This is a genomic window from Pseudomonas sp. R1-1, assembly GCF_051132135.1.
In the GTDB taxonomy this organism is placed as follows: domain Bacteria; phylum Pseudomonadota; class Gammaproteobacteria; order Pseudomonadales; family Pseudomonadaceae; genus Aquipseudomonas.
The window spans coordinates 2,243,640-2,261,938 of the sequence record NZ_CP071663.1 but is presented as its reverse complement, the minus strand read 5'-3'; the positions used below and the strand labels follow the sequence as shown (position 1 = coordinate 2,261,938).

Sequence of the window (18,299 nt, the reverse complement as noted above, 5' to 3'; positions counted from 1 at the left end):
AGCCCTCACATCGCCCAAATAACAAGAGATGCCGCGTTATGAATCTGAGCAAGGTCGACCTCAACCTTTTCATCGTCTTTGACGCGATCTACACCGAAGCCAACCTGACCCGCGCCGGGCAGATTGTCGGTATCACCCAACCGGCGGTGTCCAACGCGTTGGCACGGTTGCGCGAAACCTTCAACGATCCGTTGTTCGTGCGCACGGCGCAGGGCATGGTGCCGACGCCGATGGCGCAGAACATCATTGGCCCGGTGCGCAACGCCCTGTCGCTGTTGCGCGTATCGGTGCAGGAAAGCCGCATTTTCAACCCGGCGCAAGCGGTCAAGACTTACCGCATCAGCATGACCGACCTCACGGAAGCAATCATTCTGCCGCCCTTGTTCCAGCGCTTACGCCGACTGGCGCCGACGGTGATCATTGAAAGCTTTCTGTCCAAACGCCGGGAAACCACCAAGGAACTGGCCGCCGGGCGTCTGGATTTCGCCGTCGATGCACCGCTCAACACCGACCCCCAGGTGCGCCACGTCAAGCTGATGGACGACCGTTACGTCTGCGCGATGCGCAAGGGTCACCCCATGGCGGGCAAGGAAAAGCTATCGCTGGATGATTATCTGTCGCTGACCCACATTCACATCTCCAGCCGCCGCAGCGGGCTGGGTTATGTCGATCTGGCGCTGGGCAAAATGGGCATTCAACGCAAGATCGCCCTGCGCTCGCAGCACTATCTGATGGCCTCGCAAGTGATGCAGCAGACCGACATGGTCATGACCGTGCCGGAACGCTTTGCCCGACGCCATGACCTGCAATCGTTCAATTTGCCGGTGAATGATGTGCCGTCGGTGGAAACGCACCTTTATTGGCATGAGAGCACCGATCAGGACCCGGCGAATCGCTGGATGCGCGAGCAGATGATCGAGTTATGCCAACAGGTGACGGCGCAGGAGAAGAAGCTGGATAAGGTGTAGGGCTTTAGACCGCGTTATCGTTCTTCGCGAGCAGGCTCGCTCCCACATTGGTTTTGTGCATGTCGCAGGCCCTGTGAAAGCGAGCCTGCTCGCGAAGAGGCCATCAACCCCACCACAAACTTATCCCGCTTGACGTAAACGTCAACACGCCATTAGCTTAGCGCCATGCCCCTTCTCCGAGCGCTTTCATGAGCAGCCAGACCTACAGCATTTCCGACCTCGCCCGCGAGCTGGACATCACCACGCGGGCCATCCGTTTTTATGAAGAACAAGGCCTGCTGCGCCCCGAGCGCCGTGGCCAGGAACGCATCTACTCGCCGCGCGACAAGGTCAGCCTGAAGCTGATTCTGCGTGGCAAGCGCATCGGTTTCTCCCTCGCCGAATGCCGCGAGCTGATCGAGCTGTACGACCCGTCCAGCGGTAACACCAGACAGCTCAACAGCATGCTGGCAAAAATTGCCGAACGCCGCGAACAGCTCGAGCAGCAATTGCTGGACATCGAACAGATGAAGCTCGAACTCGATACCGCTGAAGAGCGCTGCGTGCAGGCATTGGAGCAGACGCTCAAGAGCCAGCAGGCGATCTGACAAATACCACATCCCCCTGTAGGAGTGAGCCTGCTCGCGATAGCGGTGTATCAGTGAAAAAATATACCGACTGACACACCGCTATCGCGAGCAGGCTCACTCCTACAGGGATCTCCGCGAATTCAAAAGAACAGGTGAGTCCATGTCCCTCCCTTCCCAAGTACGCCTGATCGAAGTCGGCCCGCGCGATGGCCTGCAGAACGAAGCCCAACCGATCAGCGTCGCCGACAAGGTGCAGCTGGTTGATGCCTTGAGCGCCGCTGGCGTTGGCTATATAGAAGTCGGCAGTTTCGTCTCACCGAAGTGGGTACCGCAGATGGCAGGCTCTGCCGAGGTGTTCGCGCAGATTCAGCGCAAGCCCGGCGTGACCTACGGTGCACTGGCGCCGAATCTGCGCGGTTTTGAAGATGCGCTGGCAGCCGGGGTCAAGGAGGTCGCGGTGTTTGCCGCCGCGTCCGAAGCGTTCTCGCAGCGCAACATCAATTGCTCGATCAGCGAAAGCCTGGCGCGGTTTGCGCCGATCATGCAAGCGGCGCAACAGCACGGCGTTACCGTGCGCGGTTACGTTTCCTGCGTGCTCGGCTGCCCGTACGAAGGCACGGTCGCGCCGGAGCAAGTGGCGATGGTCGCGCGCGAGCTGTACGCGATGGGCTGCTACGAAGTTTCGCTGGGCGACACCATCGGCACCGGCACCGCAGGCGCGACTCGCCGCCTGTTCGAAGTGGTGTCGGCGCAGGTGCCACGAGAAAAACTCGCCGGGCACTTCCACGACACTTACGGCCAGGCCATGGCCAATATCTACGCCAGCCTGCTCGAAGGCATCGCGGTGTTCGACAGCTCGATCGCCGGCCTCGGTGGCTGCCCATACGCCAAAGGCGCGAGCGGTAACGTTGCCAGCGAAGACGTGGTGTACCTGCTCAACGGCCTGGGCATCGAGACCGGTATCGACCTGGACGCCTTGATTGCCGCGGGCCAGCAGATCAGCACGGTACTCGGCCGCCCAAGTGGTTCGCGCGTGGCCAAGGCGCGCAGCGCACAGTGAGGTGTTACCGCTGAGTTCCTGGTGTGGGCAAAAGCGAGTAACACGGAAACAAATTGTCTGGCTTTGCCCTCGCTGAAAAAACCTGAAAATTTCAAGCTATTGATTTTAAAGGTTTTTTAAAAGTTGGCACGACACCTGCTATCTCTATCGCATAACAAGAATAAAAAGCCGCAAACCAATAAAAACAAGACGAAACGACTCTGACATAACAAAAACAACACGGCAGAGACGCAGCTAACAGATTTTTTTGGAGAAGGTGTGCTTTTCAGGGTGCTCTCAGGAGTGACCCGCAACCGGGCAGAGAACAATAAAACTACCTTCAGGTAGCTCCCGAATCGGTTGGATCGTTAAACGAGAAAGCAGATCAGCGCTCAAAAAAATACGTTTGCTCTTGACCCCGGATGGGGGTCGCCAAAAACAGCGGTAAAGGGCCACGGTTGCCAAAAACAACAACAGACCGACCCTCAATAATAAAAAAAGAGCACGCAACGACAAATTAAAGGGGAGCTTTGGCTCCCCTTTGTGCTTTCTGTGATTGCTCTTTCAAACACCGCCGATCCCCCTGTGGGAGCCAGCCTGCTGGCGATAGCGGTGTGTCAGTCAATTTGAATGTGTCTGAACCACCGCTATCGCCAGCAGGCTGGCTCCCACAGGTTTTGTGGTTACCGCTCGATTGTTTTTAGCTCTTGGATGCTGATCTCGCGCATCCTGAACTTCTGAATCTTGCCCGTCACCGTCATCGGAAACTCCTCGACGAATTTGAAGTGCCGCGGCGTCTTGAAGTGCGCGATGCGTTCCTTGCACCAGGCCTGCAACTCCAGCTCGGACGCACTGTGGCCGGGGTGGAATTTGATCCACGCGACAATCTCTTCGCCGTAGCGCGAGCAGGGAATGCCGATCACTTGCACGTCAGCCACCGCCGGATGAGTGAAGAAAAACTCCTCGAGCTCACGCGGATAAATGTTCTCGCCGCCACGAATGATCATGTCCTTGTTACGCCCGGCGATATTGACGTAGCCGGCCTCGTTCATGCTCGCCAGATCACCGGTGTGCATCCAGCCGGCCTCGTCGATGGCTTCGGCGGTGGCTTGCGGGTTGTTCCAATAGCCGAGCATCACGCTGTAACCGCGGGTGCAAAGCTCACCGATGGTGCCGCGCGGCACGAGGTTGCCGGCCTCGTCGATGATCTTGCTTTCCAGTTGCGGCTGGGTGCGGCCGACGGTGGTCACGCGCAGTTCCAGCTCGTCGTTCGGCCCGGTCTGCAGCGACACCGGGCTGGTTTCGGTCATGCCATAGGCGATCTGCACTTCGCTCATGTGCATCTCGCTGATGACCCGGCGCATCACTTCGATCGGGCACGTTGCGCCGGCCATGATCCCGGTGCGCAGGCTCGACAGATCGAATTCGCGGCGTTGCGGCTGATCGAGCATGGCGATGAACATCGTCGGGACACCGTAGAGGCCGGTGGCGTGTTCTTCGGCGACGGTTTGCAGGGTCAGCAGCGGATCGAAGGCGTCGTTGGGATAGATCATCGTGCTGCCATGGGTGATGCAGCCGAGGTTGCCCATGACCATGCCAAAGCAGTGATAGAGCGGCACCGGGATCACCAGACGATCACGCGGGGTCAGGCCGATGCTTTCGCCGACCATGTAACCGTTATTGAGAATGTTGTAGTGACTGAGGGTCGCGCCCTTGGGAAAACCGGTGGTGCCGGAGGTGTACTGAATGTTCACCGGTTGATCGAAGTGCAGGCTGTTGCTGCGTTCGCGCAGTTGCTCGGGCGAGACGCTCTGCGCGAGATCAGGCAGTTGCGACCATGGTAGAAAACCTCGCGGCGGCTGCGCATCGAGGCTGATCACCCCGTGCAGATCCGGCAGGCGCTCGCTGCGCAATTGGCCGGTGGCGTGCCCCGCCAGTTGCGGCAGCAGCCCTTGCAACATGCCGTGGTAGTCGGATGACTTGAACGCCCCGGCGCAAACCAGCCACTGGCAACCGGATTGCTTGAGCACGTATTCGAGTTCGGCGCTGCGATAAGCCGGGTTGATGTTGACCAGAATCACGCCGATTTTCGCCGTGGCCACCTGGGTGATGCACCACTGCGCGCAGTTCGGCGCCCAGATACCGAGGCGGTCGCCGGCCTGCAGACCCAATGCGAGCAACGCCCGGGCATGCACATCCACTGCGTCGGCCAGTTGGCGCCAGGAATAGCGCAACTGCTGATGACGGACCACCAGCGCTTCACCGTCCGGGTATTGCGCGACGGTTGCGTCGAACTGCTGACCAATGGTCAGCGCGAGCAAGGCCTTGTCCTGCGAACCACGGGTGTAGCTGCGCTGCGGTGCGGCACTGGGTTGATTCATGATGTCCCCTTCTTGTCTTTATTAGTGGGTGTATCGAAGTTCCCCTGTAGGAGTGAGCCTGCTCGCGATGGCGATTTATCAGTCGACGGTGATGATGACTGTTCTGACGCCATCGCGAGCAGGCTCACTCCTACAGAAAGCACTCCGCTTTTCGATCGTGAATGGCCCCTACTCTCGCCCAAGTTGACGTTAACGTAAAGTGTGATTGACAGTCATTCGTCGCAGGCTTACGTTAACGTAAAGGTGATAACTGACCGACCGTTTTCACTGCCACTACAAAAAGCCAAAAGGTGCCGCATGAGCTATCCATCCCTGAACTTCGCCCTCGGTGAAACCATCGACATGCTGCGCGATCAGGTTCAGTCTTTCGTCGCAGACCAGATCGCCCCGCGCGCGGCGCAAATCGACAGCGACAACCTGTTCCCCGCCGACCTGTGGCGCAAGTTCGGTGACATGGGCCTGCTCGGTGTCACCGTACCGGAAGAATATGGCGGCGCTGGCCTGGGGTACCTCGCACACGTGGTGGCGATGGAAGAAATCAGCCGCGGCTCGGCTTCGGTGGCGTTGTCCTACGGCGCGCATTCCAACCTCTGCGTCAACCAGATCAACCGCAACGGCAACCACGAACAGAAAAGCAAATACCTGCCGCAACTGATCAGCGGCGAACACGTCGGTGCGCTGGCGATGAGCGAGCCGAACGCCGGTTCTGACGTGGTTTCGATGAAACTGCGCGCCGACAAGCGCGGCGACCGTTTCGTGCTCAACGGCAGCAAGACCTGGATCACCAACGGCCCTGACGCCAACACTTATGTGATCTACGCCAAGACCGATCTGGAAAAAGGCCCGCACGGCATCACCGCCTTCATCGTCGAGCGCGACTGGAAAGGCTTCAGCCGCAGCAACAAGTTCGACAAGCTGGGCATGCGCGGCTCCAACACCTGCGAGCTGTTTTTCGATGACGTTGAGGTGCCTGAGGAAAATATTCTCGGCGTGCTCAACGGCGGCGTGAAAGTGTTGATGAGCGGCCTCGATTACGAACGCGTGGTGCTCTCCGGCGGGCCGACCGGGATCATGCAGTCGTGCATGGACCTGATCGTGCCGTACATCCACGACCGCAAGCAGTTCGGCCAGAGCATCGGCGAATTCCAGCTGATCCAGGGCAAAGTCGCCGACATGTACACCCAGCTCAACGCCAGCCGCGCCTACCTCTATGCGGTGGCGCAGGCCTGCGAGCGCGGCGAAACCACGCGCAAGGACGCCGCCGGGGTGATCCTCTACACCGCCGAACGCGCCACACAAATGGCTTTGGACGCGATCCAGATTCTCGGCGGCAACGGCTATATCAACGAATTCCCGGCGGGCCGTCTGCTCCGCGACGCCAAGCTGTACGAAATCGGCGCCGGCACCAGCGAGATCCGACGCATGCTGATCGGCCGCGAACTCTTCAACGAAACGAAATGAATTTCGTCAGCTGCAAGCCGCAAGCTCAAGCTGCAAGAGAATCGCGCACTTGCCCTACTTGCAGCTTGCCGCTTGTAGCTAGAAGCTGCTTACGGAGTAAGCCCCCCCATGATTTTGCACACTCAGCTCAATCCGCGCTCAGCCGAGTTCGCCGCCAACAGCGCGGCGATGCTCAAGCAGGTCGACGCCCTGCACACCCTGCTCGCTCAAGTCGCACAGGGTGGCGGCGCCAAAGCCCAGGAACGGCATACTTCGCGGGGCAAATTGCTGCCACGCGAGCGCATCAACCGCTTGCTTGATCCGGGCTCGCCGTTTCTGGAAATCAGCCAGTTGGCCGCTCACGCGGTGTATGGCGAGGACGTGCCGGCGGCGGGCGTGATCGCCGGGATCGGCCGGGTCGAGGGCGTCGAGTGCATGATTGTCGCCAACGATGCCACGGTAAAAGGCGGTTCGTACTACCCGCTGACCGTGAAGAAACACCTGCGCGCACAGACCATCGCCCAGCAGAATCGTCTGCCGTGCATTTACCTGGTGGACTCGGGCGGCGCCAACCTGCCGCGTCAGGATGAGGTGTTTCCTGACCGCGAGCATTTCGGGCGGATTTTTTTCAATCAGGCCAACATGAGCGCGATGGGCATTCCGCAGATTGCCGTGGTCATGGGCTCGTGCACCGCCGGCGGTGCGTACGTGCCGGCGATGGCCGACGAAGCAATCATGGTGCGCAACCAGGCGACGATTTTCCTCGCCGGCCCGCCGCTGGTGAAAGCCGCGACCGGTGAAGTGGTCAGCGCCGAAGATCTCGGCGGCGCCGATGTGCATTGCAAGACTTCCGGCGTGGCTGACCATTATGCCGAGAGCGACGAACACGCCCTCGCCCTCGCCCGCCGCAGCGTCGCCAACCTCAACTGGCGCAAGCTCGGCGACGTGCAGCAGCGCACGCCGATTGCGCCGCTGTACGCCAGCGATGAGTTGTACGGCGTGGTCTCGGCCGATGCCAAGCAGCCGTTCGATGTGCGCGAAGTGATTGCGCGGCTGGTCGACGGTTCGGTGTTCGATGAATTCAAGGCACTGTTTGGCACCACCCTGGTCTGCGGTTTCGCCCATCTGCACGGTTACCCGATTGCGATCCTGGCGAACAACGGCATCCTCTTCGCCGAAGCCGCACAGAAAGGCGCGCACTTCATCGAACTGGCCTGCCAGCGTGGCATTCCGTTGCTGTTTCTGCAGAACATCACCGGTTTCATGGTCGGGCAGAAATACGAGGCCGGCGGCATCGCCAAGCACGGCGCCAAACTGGTGACCGCCGTGGCTTGCGCCAAGGTGCCGAAATTCACGGTGATCATCGGTGGCAGCTTCGGCGCCGGTAATTACGGCATGTGCGGGCGTGCTTACGACCCGCGTTTCCTGTGGATGTGGCCGAACGCGCGCATCGGCGTGATGGGCGCCGAACAGGCGGCCGGAGTGCTGGTGCAGGTCAAGCGCGAGCAGGCTGAACGCAGCGGTCAGGCGTTCACTGCCGAGCAGGAAAGCGCGATCAAGCAGCCGATTCTCGACCAATACGAAGAGCAGGGTCACCCTTACTATTCCAGCGCTCGGCTGTGGGACGACGGCGTCATCGACCCGGCGCAGACCCGCGATGTGCTGGCCCTGGCCTTGTCCGCGTCGCTGAACGCGCCAATCGAACCGAGCCGCTTCGGCGTGTTCCGGATGTGATGGGGAGAATCTGATGAGCGACTTTAATACCCTCGAATTGCAAAGCGACCCACGCGGTTTCGCTACGCTGTGGCTCGACCGCGCCGAGAAAAACAACGCCTTCAATGCCGAGATGATCCGCGAACTGATCCTCGCTCTGGACAAGGTCGCCAGCGACGCCAGTCTGCGCTTCCTGCTGGTGCGCGGCCGTGGCAAGCACTTCAGCGCCGGCGCCGATCTGGCGTGGATGCAGCAATCGGCCGAGCTCGATTACCACACCAACCTCGACGACGCCCGCGAGCTGGCCGAGCTGATGTACAACCTCGCCAAGCTGAAGATTCCTGCACTGGCGGTGGTGCAAGGTGCCGCGTTCGGTGGCGCGCTGGGGCTGATAAGCTGCTGCGACATGGCGATCGGTGCCGATGACGCTCAGTTCTGTCTGTCGGAAGTGCGTATCGGCCTGGCGCCTGCAGTGATCAGCCCGTTCGTGGTCCAGGCAATCGGCGAACGCGCGGCGCGGCGCTATGCGCTGACGGCCGAACGCTTCGGCGGACAGCGGGCGCGTGAGATCGGTTTGCTGTCGGAAAGTTATCCGGCAGCCGAACTTGAACAGCAGGTTGAACAGTGGATCGACAACCTGCTTCTTAACAGCCCGGCGGCCATGCGCGCCAGCAAGGACTTGCTGCGTGAGGTCGGCCATGGCGCGCTGACCCCGGCGCTGCGCCGCTATACCGAAAATGCCATCGCCCGTATTCGCGTCAGCCCTGAGGGCCAGGAAGGCCTGCGTGCGTTCCTGCAAAAACGTCCGCCGAGCTGGCAAGCCGCAACCACCACCGAGGAGCCGCGTTGATGAGCGCACCCGTTCTCACCACCCTGCTGGTGGCCAACCGTGGCGAAATCGCCTGCCGCGTCATGCGCACCGCCAAATCCCTTGGCCTGACCACCATCGCGGTGCACAGCGCCACCGATCGCGAAGCGCGGCACAGCCGTGAAGCGGACATTCGCGTCGATCTGGGCGGCAGCAAAGCCGCCGATAGCTACCTGCAAATCGACAAGTTGATCGCGGCGGCCAAGGGCAGCGGCGCTCAAGCGATTCATCCCGGTTATGGATTCCTTTCCGAAAATGCCGGTTTCGCCCGCGCCATCGAAGCGGCCGGATTGATCTTCCTCGGCCCACCCGCCTCGGCCATCGACGCCATGGGCAGCAAATCCGCCGCCAAGGCGCTGATGGAAACGGCCGGCGTGCCCTTGGTACCGGGTTATCACGGCGAAGCGCAGGATCTCGATACCTTCCGCGCAGCCTGCGAGCGCATCGGTTATCCGGTGTTGCTCAAAGCCACCGCCGGCGGTGGCGGCAAAGGCATGAAAGTCGTCGAGGACGTCAGTCAACTGGCCGAAGCGCTGGCTTCGGCGCAGCGTGAGGCGCAGTCGTCGTTCGGCGACTCACGGATGCTGGTGGAGAAATACCTGCTCAAGCCGCGGCATGTGGAAATCCAGATCTTTGCCGATCAGCATGGCCATTGCCTGTACCTGAATGAGCGCGATTGCTCGATTCAACGACGTCACCAGAAAGTCGTCGAGGAAGCTCCGGCGCCGGGCCTGTCCGCAGAACTGCGGCGGGCGATGGGCGAAGCGGCCGTGCGCTCGGCGCAGGCGATCGGTTATGTCGGCGCGGGCACGGTGGAGTTTTTGCTGGATGCGCGCGGCGAGTTCTTCTTCATGGAAATGAACACGCGGTTGCAGGTCGAGCATCCAGTGACCGAAGCCATCACCGGTCTGGATCTGGTGGCGTGGCAGATTCGCGTCGCCCGTGGCGAGGCACTGCCGATCACTCAGGCGCAGGTGCCACTCAACGGTCATGCGATTGAAGTTCGCCTGTATGCAGAAGATCCGGCGAATGATTTTCTCCCGGCGACCGGCCGTTTGGCGCTGTATCGCGAATCTGCCGCGGGGCCGGGACGTCGCGTTGACAGCGGGGTCGAGGAAGGCGATGAAATCTCGCCGTTCTACGACCCGATGCTGGGCAAATTGATCGCCTGGGGCGAGGACCGCGAACAGGCCAGATTGCGTTTGTTGAGCATGCTCGACGAATTTGCCATTGGCGGTTTGAAGACCAACATTAATTTCTTGCGGCGGATCATTGCGCATCCGGCCTTTGCCGCGGCTGAACTGGATACCGGGTTTATTCCGCGTTACCAGGAGCAACTGCTGCCGGCACCGCAACCGTTGAGCGATGCGTTCTGGAGCGCGGCCGCGCAAGCGCTGGCGCAGAGTCTGCCGCAGCGTACGCGTGAGGATGACCTGGCTTCGCCGTGGTCAATCAACAGCGGTTTGCGCGCAGGCTTGCCACCGGAAACGACCCTGCATCTGAGTTGCGAAGGTCAGGATCGAGCCGTGACGCTGGATGGCACGGGCAACGCCAGACTGAGCGGCGAAGCACTCATCATCGACGACGCTGGCGTGCGCCGTGCATTGCGCGCCATTCGCCAAGGTGATGCGCTGTACCTGCATTGGGACGGCGAGTTACGACGTGTCGAAACCTACGACCCGATCAGCGCCGTCGACGCCAGTCACAGCCATCAGGGCGGTCTGACTGCGCCGATGAACGGCAGCATCGTCCGCGTGCTGGTCGAGGCCGGGCAAGCGGTTGAAGCGGGCGCGCAACTGGTGGTACTCGAAGCGATGAAAATGGAACACAGCATTCGCGCGCCGCATGCCGGAGTGATCAAGGCGCTGCATTGCCAGGAAGGCGAAATGGTCGGCGAAGGCAGCGCGCTGGTGGAACTGGAAGCCGTGTAAATGAAGGATCGATCCTACGCCTGGCGAGGATCGATCTGACTAGTAACGCGCCGTGGCCTGCACCACGACGCCGATGATTCGACATTCGTCGGTCAACACGGCTTTTGGCCACGTCGGGTTGAGCGGCACCAGGTAACGCTGGCCGCCCTGTTCGTCGAGTTTGCGGAAAATCGCTTCCGGGCTGTCGGGCCACTGGGCAATCACCAGTTTGCCCGGCACCGCCTCAACCGCCGGGTCGACCAGAATCAGCATGCCTTCGGCAATGCTCTGGCCGGTCGGCGCGGTCATCGAATCCCCCGCTACCGTCAACCAGAACGCCGCGCCGCGTGCGTGGTAATCGGTGAGTTCGAAGCGCTGTTTAGCGGACGCCCGCGTGTAGGACGCCGGGTCGCCTTCGCGGACCTCGCACGTCGTCTGCCAATCGCTGACCGGGTAACGGAAGTACGGGTTGTACTTCTGCGCCAGCGGCATCTCGTCCTCCGGCGTGACTTGCGGCTCACGAATCACCAGCACCACTTCGAGAAAATCCAGACCCAGCGCCTGCAGCACGCGGTTCATCTCGGTGATACCGGGTTCGCGACGCTTGTTCAGCCAATGACCGATCCCGCCCTGGGACATGCCGACGCGCTCTCCGAGCTCTGTTTGAGTGATTTTGAGTTCACTCATCTTGGCCTTGACCAACTCAATCCATTTATCCATGTGCAGCACCTTACTGTCCGCGCCTTCGGCCGGCAAAACACAAATTGTAGTATTTAAATTCTAGTCACAACTACGCACAGTACTATGCTGAGAGGACGGATTCTCAATCGAACAAGGAGTGCCTCGTCATCATGACTATCAGCAGCAAAGACTTGCCCGATCTGCAAATGGACACCACGTTTACTTCGCCCCAAGGCAACGCGGCAGCGCAGCGGGCGCTGGACTATTACTTGAAACCGGCTGTGTCAGAACCCGACGCGGATGAACGTTTTTTCGACGTCAAACGTCACCTCAGCGGTGAAGAAGCCCTGGTGCATGCTTCGGACCTGTTGCGCTGTGCCGCGGCGACGGCGTTCAAGGCCGCAGAAACCCTGCAAGGCGCGAGTCGCGACCTGGCGTTTTCCGTGGTGCACATGGTGGATATGGCGCGGGCGATGGTCGACCATTCGCTCGATGGCGAAGAAGCCTGAGCAAAGCAGACCGAGACGGACGGGAAAGAATTTTCCAATCGCGCGGATAAAAACATTTGACTTGCAAATGATAATGATTATTATTGCAAGCAGCTGGTCGCAAGATCAGTCGATGGACCAGAGACCTTAGGTCGGTCTTCTGGACTATCTCCTCATCAGGCTAATCACGGTTTTTGACCCGGCTTTTTGCCGGGTCTTTTTTTGCCCGTTTTCCGGGCTTATGGCTTCAGGCTAATGAAGTCTGTGGGTGTTGCGTATTCGATGGCGCGGATAATATCAAAAGAATATCGGATGACAAGCCAAGCCCGGCCACACTGGGGCAAACTTTGCCAATTAGCACTTGAGAATCACTCGCACACTCTCTAAGCTGCTTGCGCGTCACGGAGGACGCCCCCCGCTACACCCCCCGCAATTCCCCTCGGTTTCGACCCAGCCTGCGTGTAAAGTGACGGCCATAAAAATCGTATTCAGGAATCGATCATGTCCGTGGCCAAATCCTCGTTCGACATCAGCGCCAATTTCGACAGCGGCAATATTCAAGTCATCGACCTCAGCAATCCGCTCAGCCCGGTTCTGGCGATTCGCCCGGATACCCGCAGTGCACATTTTCAATGGTTCCACTTCAAGGCCAGCGGTCTGCATGTCGGTCAGGAACACTGGTTCCGGCTGATCAACGCCAGCCAGTCTTCGTATAACAAAGCGTGGACCGGCTACCAGGCCGTGGCGTCCTACGATCACGTCAACTGGTTCCGCATTCCAACCATTTTCGAAGGCGACTCCTTGCGTTTCTGCCTCGAAGCCACCCAGACCCACGCCTGGTTCGCCTATTTCGAACCGTACAGCCGCGGCCGCCACGACTGGCTGATCGAGCAGGCGCTGAGCAAGGCCGGCACGCAATTGCTGGCCACGGGCAAGAGCGTCGAAGGCCGTGACATCCAGTTACTGCGCAAAGGCAGCGGCGACGAAAGCCAGCGCAAGGTCTGGATCATCGCTCAGCAGCATCCGGGCGAGCACATGGCCGAGTGGTTCATGGAAGGCGTGATCGAGCGCCTGGAAAGACACGACGATCCGGTGCTCAACAAACTGCTGGCCAGCGCCGATCTGTACCTGGTGCCAAACATGAACCCGGACGGTGCCTTCCACGGTCATCTGCGCACCAACGCCATGGGCCAGGACTTGAATCGCGCCTGGCAGAACGCCAGTCAGGAGATCAGCCCCGAGGTACTTTTCGTACAGCAGCAAATGGAAAAGTATGGCGTCGATCTGTTCATCGACGTACACGGCGACGAGGAAATTCCCCACGTCTTCACCGCCGGTTGCGAAGGCAATCCGGGCTTCACCCCGCGCATCGAAAAGCTCGAGGAGCACTTCCGCACGCACCTCAAGCACACCACAAAGGATTTCCAGACGCAGTACGGCTACACCCGCGACGAACCGGGCCAGGCCAACATGACCCTGGCCTGCAACAGCGTCGGCCAGAAATACGACTGCTTGTCGCTAACACTGGAAATGCCGTTCAAGGATCACGACGACCACCCCGACAACATCACCGGCTGGTCGGGCAAGCGCTCGAAACAATTGGGCAAGGATGTGCTGACGACCGTTGCCGACATGGTCGATATCCTGCGCTGATCCCCTGCCCTCGCGGGACCGTAACAAGGCGCATCGACTCGATGCGCCAGTCGTGCAGATCAGCCGCGATCGCGACCGCGCAACATGCTGTCGAGCACTTCGTCGCGCCGTATCCAGCCGTGAAACAGCGCTGCCGCCAGATGCACCAGCACCGTCAGAAACAGCAGATAGGCCAGATAGCCGTGCGCTTTGCGCAGCAGCGCAAACAACTGCGCATCGGCGGGCACGATGGCGGGCAATTGCAACGCCGTACCGAGCATCACCGGCTCGCCCGAGGCGCTGATCATGGCCCAGCCGAGCAACGGCAACACCAGCATCAATCCATACAACAACCAATGTGAAGCCTTGGCCGCCAGCGCTTGCCAGTCCGGCAGATCAGCCGGCAGCGGCGGCTGACGGGTGCTCCAGCGCACCAACAGACGGACGATCACCAGCGCCAGAATGGCGATACCCAGCGGCTTGTGCAGATGAATCAGCCATTCATGCCGCTCGGACACCGATGTAACCATGCCGGCGCCGATAAACAGCATGGCGATGATCATCACGGCCATCAACCAGTGCAGCAGCCGCGCCAGCAAAACGAAATGGGTTGGTTGAGTGCTCATGGGCGAGCCTCCTGTTTGGCGGCGGGCAACTGGCTGACTTCGCTGGTGCGGCGCAGGTAGGAATCGGCATAGCCGGCCGATCGGGCGGCGAGCAACGGGTCGTCGGAACCTTGAATGCCGGCCGGCAATACCAGCGGGTCGTAGTTGATGTCACGGCACTCGCCGCTCAGCTGCGGTTGGGTTTTCTCCAGCACCAGCGTGCCGGCATTCAACACTTTGCGCTCGGCGGGCCAGCTCTTGCTGGCGTCGTTGACCGGATCCTCAGGATTGGCCAGGGTGATATTCAATTGAAAACGCAGTGGCCCCGATGCAAGGCGTTGCACCAGATCCTTTTCAAGGAAATCGCCGCCCTCGGGCGCGGTAGTACCGGCAGCGTCGCGCGCAGCGGGGGTCATGCTCCAGCGCACCGCCTGTTTCTTGCCGTTACCGTCGACCAGATAAAACGCGTTGACGCTGTTATAGGTTTCGGTGGCGTAACTGGCCGAAGGCTTGGCCGTTTTGATCCAGGTCAGAAAGGGCACTGCTTCCGGGTGCGCAGCGAAGAACGCGGGCACCTTCGTTGGGTCCGGTTTACCGGTGGCCGGGTCTGGCGACTGCGCCTGCTGCAACTGATAGAACGCCTCCGGCGTGCCGACCGGAAACACCGGCATGCTGTTCATGCCGGTGCGCCACTGTTGGCCGTTGGCCTGGGTGAAACGCAGCGCCAGACTGCGGATCGGCACACTGCCGTCCGGCGCGTACGGGTTACCTGAGGGCAGTGCGAAACGTCCGACCACCGGCGTTTGCGCCTCGTTGAACACTTGCGCGGTGGAGAACGCACGCGCCTCGCCGCTGCTCTCGAAATGGCCGATCACGCACACGCCTTTGCCGTGGTTGCGGCGAAAACCGGGATGCACGCCGTTGTTCTTTTCCAGCACATCCACCAGCGCTTTTGGCGTCAGCCGTTGTGGGTCAAGGTTGCCATGCACGTAGGCAAACGCGCCGGCGACAGCGGCGACGACCACGGCAATACCGCCCAGGCGCAAGATCAGGCTCGCGGCAGACAAGGGTGGGCGCCGCGGCTTGCCGGGCGGCGCAGTATCGGGTGAAGAGCGATCAACCATGAAAGGCTCCAGGGCCAGCGGCCGCAAGTAGGAAGAGTCAGCAAGACGCACCCCGTCGGGATTTATTCCACGCCTCGGTATTTATTTTTCCGAACGTGGAATAACCTCCAGCGACGGGCGTCTCCCTAGTCCACAGCGTAGTGAATGGCAGCACTTGATGAGCGAATTCGACGAACAGTTGCGAGAAATCATTCCCCGATTGCGCCGCTTCGCCGTGTCACTGACACGCAACAGCAGCAGCGCCGACGATCTGGTCCAGGCCAGTCTGGAGCGGGCACTGTCGAGTTGGGGTGAAAAACGCGCCGACGGTGACCTGCGTGCCTGGCTGTTTGCGATCCTGTACCGGCAGTTTCTCGACGCCCACCGCCGCTCTCGACGCTATGCGCGGATGCTCGAGTTTTTCACTGGTCGCGACGACACCGAACCGTCGGTGGAGCGCACGGTGATCGCTCAATCAACCCTGCACGCCTTCGACCGTTTGCCCACCGAACAGCGCGCGCTGCTGCTGATGGTCTCGGTCGAAGGCCTGTCCTATAAAGAGGTCGCCGAGATTCTCGGCACCCCGCTCGGCACCGTGATGTCGCGCCTGTCCCGCGCCCGCCAGGCCCTGCGCCAATTGAGCGACGGCGAAATCAGCAGCCCTTCTTTGCGGATACTCAAATGATCAGCCTGCCTCCCAACGAGCGTGATCTGCACGCGTACGTCGACCATCAGCTCAGCGACGCCGACCGGCGTGTAATGGAAACCTGGCTGGCCAGCCACCCGGACGAAGCGGCGCAAGTTCGCGCCTGGCAACACGATGCCCAGCAACTGCGCGCAGCGCTGAGCGGTGCGTTGCAGCAACCGGCCAATCCGGCGCTTGATCCGGCATTGATTCGCCGGCGCCGACAGCGTCAGTCACGCCGTCATCTGGCCAGTGCGGCGCTGCTGCTGATCGCCGTCAGCATCGGTGGTTTCAGTGGTTGGCAGGCGCGAGAAATGACCCTAGTGCGCTCCTCGCTGCTACCGATGACCGATGCCTTGCAGGCCTATCGCCTGATTGCCCAGCAAGGCCTGCTTCCGGCCGATTATCAGGTCAACAATGACGGTGACATGCAGCGCTGGCTCGATCGTTATTTCATCCAGGCCAGTCGCTTGCCGGATCTGACAGCGGCCGGGTTCGAACCGGTCAGCGGACGTCTGCTGAGCACCGATGAGGGGCCGGCGGCGATGGTGATGTACGAAGATCGCAGCGGCCACAAGGTGAGCTTTTATGTGCGCCCGCCGGGGCCGAAAAACACCTTCCTGCCACGTGGTCGGCGCAGCGACGGGGATTTGCAGGCCGAGTATTGGTCGGGTGACGGTTACAACTATGCGATGGTCAGCCCGACAGATTTGCCGGCAGCGCAACAGCTCAAGTCGTCGCAGCCCTTCTGAAATCCGCCTGCACCCTGTGGGAGCCAGCCTGCTGGCGATGGCGGTCTGTCAGTCGACTGATGTGCGCAATGATGAACCGCAATCGCCAGCAGGCTGGCTCCCACACGGAAATCAGCGCCAGGCTGACTCCCTGCGCAACGCTCTGGCAACCGCACAATCTGTTCCGTGATCGCCCACTCTCGCGCCCTTGCGGTGGCCGACCAACCCGCCCTCTGGTTACACTGAACCGCCGCGCCTCCGGGCGCCGGTCTGACGAACACGGAGACCCCGCGAGTGCCTGCCCCACCGCCGAAACGATCCCCCCTGCTGGCGCGCTGGCCGGCATTGCGCCGCTGGCTCGGCAAGGGCGTGCCGGCCGGCGCCGGACATGACCCCAATGCCCAGGTCATCCGGGATCATTTTCGAAACAAGGCCCATGAACAGGGCTACACCCTCAGCCACAGCCAGCAGCGCGTCATCGATTGCATGGCGCAACAGGCCAGCCTGTTGTTCGGCGCCAACGCGCACCAACCGCCGAGCCTGTATCTGTTCGGCGCGGTCGGGCGCGGCAAGAGCTGGTTGCTCGACGGTTTCTTTCAGGCGCTGCCGATCAGCGAGAAACGCCGGCTGCATTTCCATCAGTTCTTTGCGCAATTGCATGCGGGCATGTTCCGCCATCGCGGTCAGGACGATGCGCTGGAGGTCACGCTCGATGAACTGCTGGAAGATTGTCGGGTGCTGTGTTTCGACGAGTTTCATGTGCACGACATTGGCGATGCGATGCTCATCACCCGACTGTTCAAAGCGCTGTTCAAACGGCGGATTCTGCTGCTGGTGACGTCCAATTACCCGCCCGAAGGCCTGCTGCCCAACCCGCTGTATCACGCGCGTTTCAAACCGGTGATCGAGCTGATCCATGCGCGCATGCACGTCATGGAAGTCGGCGGGCCGCATGATTACCGCAGCCAGCAGCGGCATTTTCAACATCAAGTGTTTACCCACGGGCATTACGTATGGCCCGGCACGCCCGCGCAACGCGCAGCACTCGATCTGCCGCAGACTGACGCACAGCCCGTTGCGCTGACCGTCGGCACCCGACAGTTTCAGGCACGGTTCTGCACGGATCGACGCATCGGTTTCACCTTCAACGATCTGTGCGAACAGCCGACCGCCGTCATGGACTATCTGGAACTGTGTCGACGTTTCGATCATTGGGTCATCGAGGATCTGCCCGAACTGGGCGGATGCCCGATCGCCGCGCAACAGCGCTTCATCAACCTGATCGACGTGCTTTACGACCAGGACAAACATTTGACACTGATCGGGCGACGGCCACTGTGCGAAAGCCTCGAAGGCCACGCCATCGATCTGGCCCGCACCCGCAGCCGCCTGGGGCAATTGCAAACAATGCATGACCTTTCTTGAGCCACCATCCCCTGTGGCAGCCAGCCTGCTGGCGATGGCGGTGGGTCAGGCACACATCAGC

At 60.8% G+C, this 18,299-nt stretch carries 16 protein-coding genes; 12 read left to right on the top strand and 4 right to left on the bottom strand.

The features are described from left to right. Positions 1-38 precede the first annotated feature (38 nt). The 3 genes from J3P75_RS10380 to J3P75_RS10370 all read left to right on the top strand — a co-directional run bounded on the left by J3P75_RS10380 (position 39) and on the right by J3P75_RS10370 (position 2,597). Positions 39-968, top strand: coding sequence for a LysR family transcriptional regulator (locus J3P75_RS10380; protein ID WP_090284427.1), 930 nt, complete (start codon positions 39-41; stop codon positions 966-968). A gap of 188 nt (positions 969-1,156) precedes the next feature. Further along, positions 1,157-1,555, top strand: coding sequence for a MerR family transcriptional regulator (locus J3P75_RS10375; protein ID WP_434597105.1), 399 nt, complete (start codon positions 1,157-1,159; stop codon positions 1,553-1,555). A gap of 142 nt (positions 1,556-1,697) precedes the next feature. Further along, entirely contained in the window at positions 1,698-2,597 is a 900-nt protein-coding gene (locus tag J3P75_RS10370) for a hydroxymethylglutaryl-CoA lyase (RefSeq protein ID WP_090284431.1), read from the top strand. A 662-nt stretch (positions 2,598-3,259) separates the two neighbouring features. Here the strand turns inward: J3P75_RS10370 and J3P75_RS10365 are convergent. After that, on the bottom strand, positions 3,260-4,957 hold the full coding sequence (locus J3P75_RS10365) for an AMP-binding protein (protein ID WP_434710248.1): 1,698 nt from the start codon (positions 4,955-4,957) through the stop codon (positions 3,260-3,262). A gap of 297 nt (positions 4,958-5,254) precedes the next feature. Here J3P75_RS10365 and J3P75_RS10360 point away from each other — a divergent pair, with 297 nt between their 5' ends. The 4 genes from J3P75_RS10360 to J3P75_RS10345 all read left to right on the top strand — a co-directional run bounded on the left by J3P75_RS10360 (position 5,255) and on the right by J3P75_RS10345 (position 10,909). Then, entirely contained in the window at positions 5,255-6,418 is a 1,164-nt protein-coding gene (locus J3P75_RS10360) for an isovaleryl-CoA dehydrogenase (protein ID WP_208940597.1), read from the top strand. Between the two features lie 108 nt (positions 6,419-6,526). After that, the gene (locus tag J3P75_RS10355; RefSeq protein ID WP_434710246.1) at positions 6,527-8,131 is read left to right on the top strand and encodes a carboxyl transferase domain-containing protein; all 1,605 of its coding nucleotides are present in this window, start codon (positions 6,527-6,529) and stop codon (positions 8,129-8,131) included. A 13-nt stretch (positions 8,132-8,144) separates the two neighbouring features. Then, complete coding sequence (locus J3P75_RS10350; protein WP_434710244.1) at positions 8,145-8,960, top strand: gamma-carboxygeranoyl-CoA hydratase; 816 nt, start codon at positions 8,145-8,147, stop codon at positions 8,958-8,960. Further along, positions 8,960-10,909 carry a biotin carboxylase N-terminal domain-containing protein gene (locus J3P75_RS10345; RefSeq protein ID WP_434710242.1) on the top strand — a complete coding sequence of 650 codons (1,950 nt, stop codon included), beginning with the start codon at positions 8,960-8,962 and terminating at the stop codon, positions 10,907-10,909. Before J3P75_RS10350 ends, J3P75_RS10345 begins: the two co-directional genes overlap by 1 nt. Positions 10,910-10,948: 39 nt before the next feature. On the opposite strand, the gene J3P75_RS10340 is transcribed toward J3P75_RS10345, so the two are convergent. Then, positions 10,949-11,608, bottom strand: a complete 660-nt coding sequence (locus tag J3P75_RS10340; protein ID WP_434710240.1) for a LexA family protein — start codon at positions 11,606-11,608, stop codon at positions 10,949-10,951. A 131-nt stretch (positions 11,609-11,739) separates the two neighbouring features. On the opposite strand from J3P75_RS10340, the gene J3P75_RS10335 reads away from it, so the two are divergent. Both J3P75_RS10335 and J3P75_RS10330 read left to right on the top strand, forming a co-directional pair. Further along, the gene (locus J3P75_RS10335) at positions 11,740-12,078 is read left to right on the top strand and encodes a DUF6124 family protein (RefSeq protein WP_434597091.1); all 339 of its coding nucleotides are present in this window, start codon (positions 11,740-11,742) and stop codon (positions 12,076-12,078) included. 480 nt (positions 12,079-12,558) lie between these two features. Continuing rightward, a complete protein-coding gene (locus tag J3P75_RS10330) occupies positions 12,559-13,710 on the top strand; it encodes a M14 family metallopeptidase (protein ID WP_434710238.1) in 1,152 nt (383 codons plus the stop codon). A gap of 59 nt (positions 13,711-13,769) precedes the next feature. Here J3P75_RS10330 and J3P75_RS10325 read toward each other — a convergent pair whose 3' ends face one another. Together J3P75_RS10325 and J3P75_RS10320 are read right to left on the bottom strand one after the other, a co-directional pair. After that, complete coding sequence (locus tag J3P75_RS10325; protein WP_093100491.1) at positions 13,770-14,315, bottom strand: cytochrome b; 546 nt, start codon at positions 14,313-14,315, stop codon at positions 13,770-13,772. Continuing rightward, positions 14,312-15,418 carry a catalase family peroxidase gene (locus tag J3P75_RS10320; protein ID WP_434710235.1) on the bottom strand — a complete coding sequence of 369 codons (1,107 nt, stop codon included), beginning with the start codon at positions 15,416-15,418 and terminating at the stop codon, positions 14,312-14,314. Before J3P75_RS10320 ends, J3P75_RS10325 begins: the two co-directional genes overlap by 4 nt. A gap of 157 nt (positions 15,419-15,575) precedes the next feature. On the opposite strand from J3P75_RS10320, the gene J3P75_RS10315 reads away from it, so the two are divergent. From J3P75_RS10315 to zapE, 3 genes are all read left to right on the top strand, one after another. Continuing rightward, on the top strand, positions 15,576-16,082 hold the full coding sequence (locus J3P75_RS10315; protein WP_434710234.1) for an RNA polymerase sigma factor: 507 nt from the start codon (positions 15,576-15,578) through the stop codon (positions 16,080-16,082). Next, a complete protein-coding gene (locus J3P75_RS10310) occupies positions 16,079-16,834 on the top strand; it encodes an anti-sigma factor family protein (protein WP_434710232.1) in 756 nt (251 codons plus the stop codon). Before J3P75_RS10315 ends, J3P75_RS10310 begins: the two co-directional genes overlap by 4 nt. Positions 16,835-17,107: 273 nt before the next feature. Beyond that, entirely contained in the window at positions 17,108-18,238 is a 1,131-nt protein-coding gene (zapE, locus tag J3P75_RS10305) for a cell division protein ZapE (protein WP_434710231.1), read from the top strand. Positions 18,239-18,299: the final 61 nt, after the last annotated feature.

Bases quoted from the DNA above. Each gene is read 5' to 3' on its own strand.
- J3P75_RS10380 (WP_090284427.1), top strand. From the start codon at position 39: ATGAATCTGAGCAAGGTCGACCTCAACCTTTTCATCGTCTTTGACGCG.
- J3P75_RS10375 (WP_434597105.1), top strand. From the start codon at position 1,157: ATGAGCAGCCAGACCTACAGCATTTCCGACCTCGCCCGCGAGCTGGAC.
- J3P75_RS10370 (WP_090284431.1), top strand. From the start codon at position 1,698: ATGTCCCTCCCTTCCCAAGTACGCCTGATCGAAGTCGGCCCGCGCGAT.
- J3P75_RS10365 (WP_434710248.1), bottom strand. From the start codon at position 4,957: ATGAATCAACCCAGTGCCGCACCGCAGCGCAGCTACACCCGTGGTTCG.
- J3P75_RS10360 (WP_208940597.1), top strand. From the start codon at position 5,255: ATGAGCTATCCATCCCTGAACTTCGCCCTCGGTGAAACCATCGACATG.
- J3P75_RS10355 (WP_434710246.1), top strand. From the start codon at position 6,527: ATGATTTTGCACACTCAGCTCAATCCGCGCTCAGCCGAGTTCGCCGCC.
- J3P75_RS10350 (WP_434710244.1), top strand. From the start codon at position 8,145: ATGAGCGACTTTAATACCCTCGAATTGCAAAGCGACCCACGCGGTTTC.
- J3P75_RS10345 (WP_434710242.1), top strand. From the start codon at position 8,960: ATGAGCGCACCCGTTCTCACCACCCTGCTGGTGGCCAACCGTGGCGAA.
- J3P75_RS10340 (WP_434710240.1), bottom strand. From the start codon at position 11,608: ATGGATAAATGGATTGAGTTGGTCAAGGCCAAGATGAGTGAACTCAAA.
- J3P75_RS10335 (WP_434597091.1), top strand. From the start codon at position 11,740: ATGACTATCAGCAGCAAAGACTTGCCCGATCTGCAAATGGACACCACG.
- J3P75_RS10330 (WP_434710238.1), top strand. From the start codon at position 12,559: ATGTCCGTGGCCAAATCCTCGTTCGACATCAGCGCCAATTTCGACAGC.
- J3P75_RS10325 (WP_093100491.1), bottom strand. From the start codon at position 14,315: ATGAGCACTCAACCAACCCATTTCGTTTTGCTGGCGCGGCTGCTGCAC.
- J3P75_RS10320 (WP_434710235.1), bottom strand. From the start codon at position 15,418: ATGGTTGATCGCTCTTCACCCGATACTGCGCCGCCCGGCAAGCCGCGG.
- J3P75_RS10315 (WP_434710234.1), top strand. From the start codon at position 15,576: ATGAGCGAATTCGACGAACAGTTGCGAGAAATCATTCCCCGATTGCGC.
- J3P75_RS10310 (WP_434710232.1), top strand. From the start codon at position 16,079: ATGATCAGCCTGCCTCCCAACGAGCGTGATCTGCACGCGTACGTCGAC.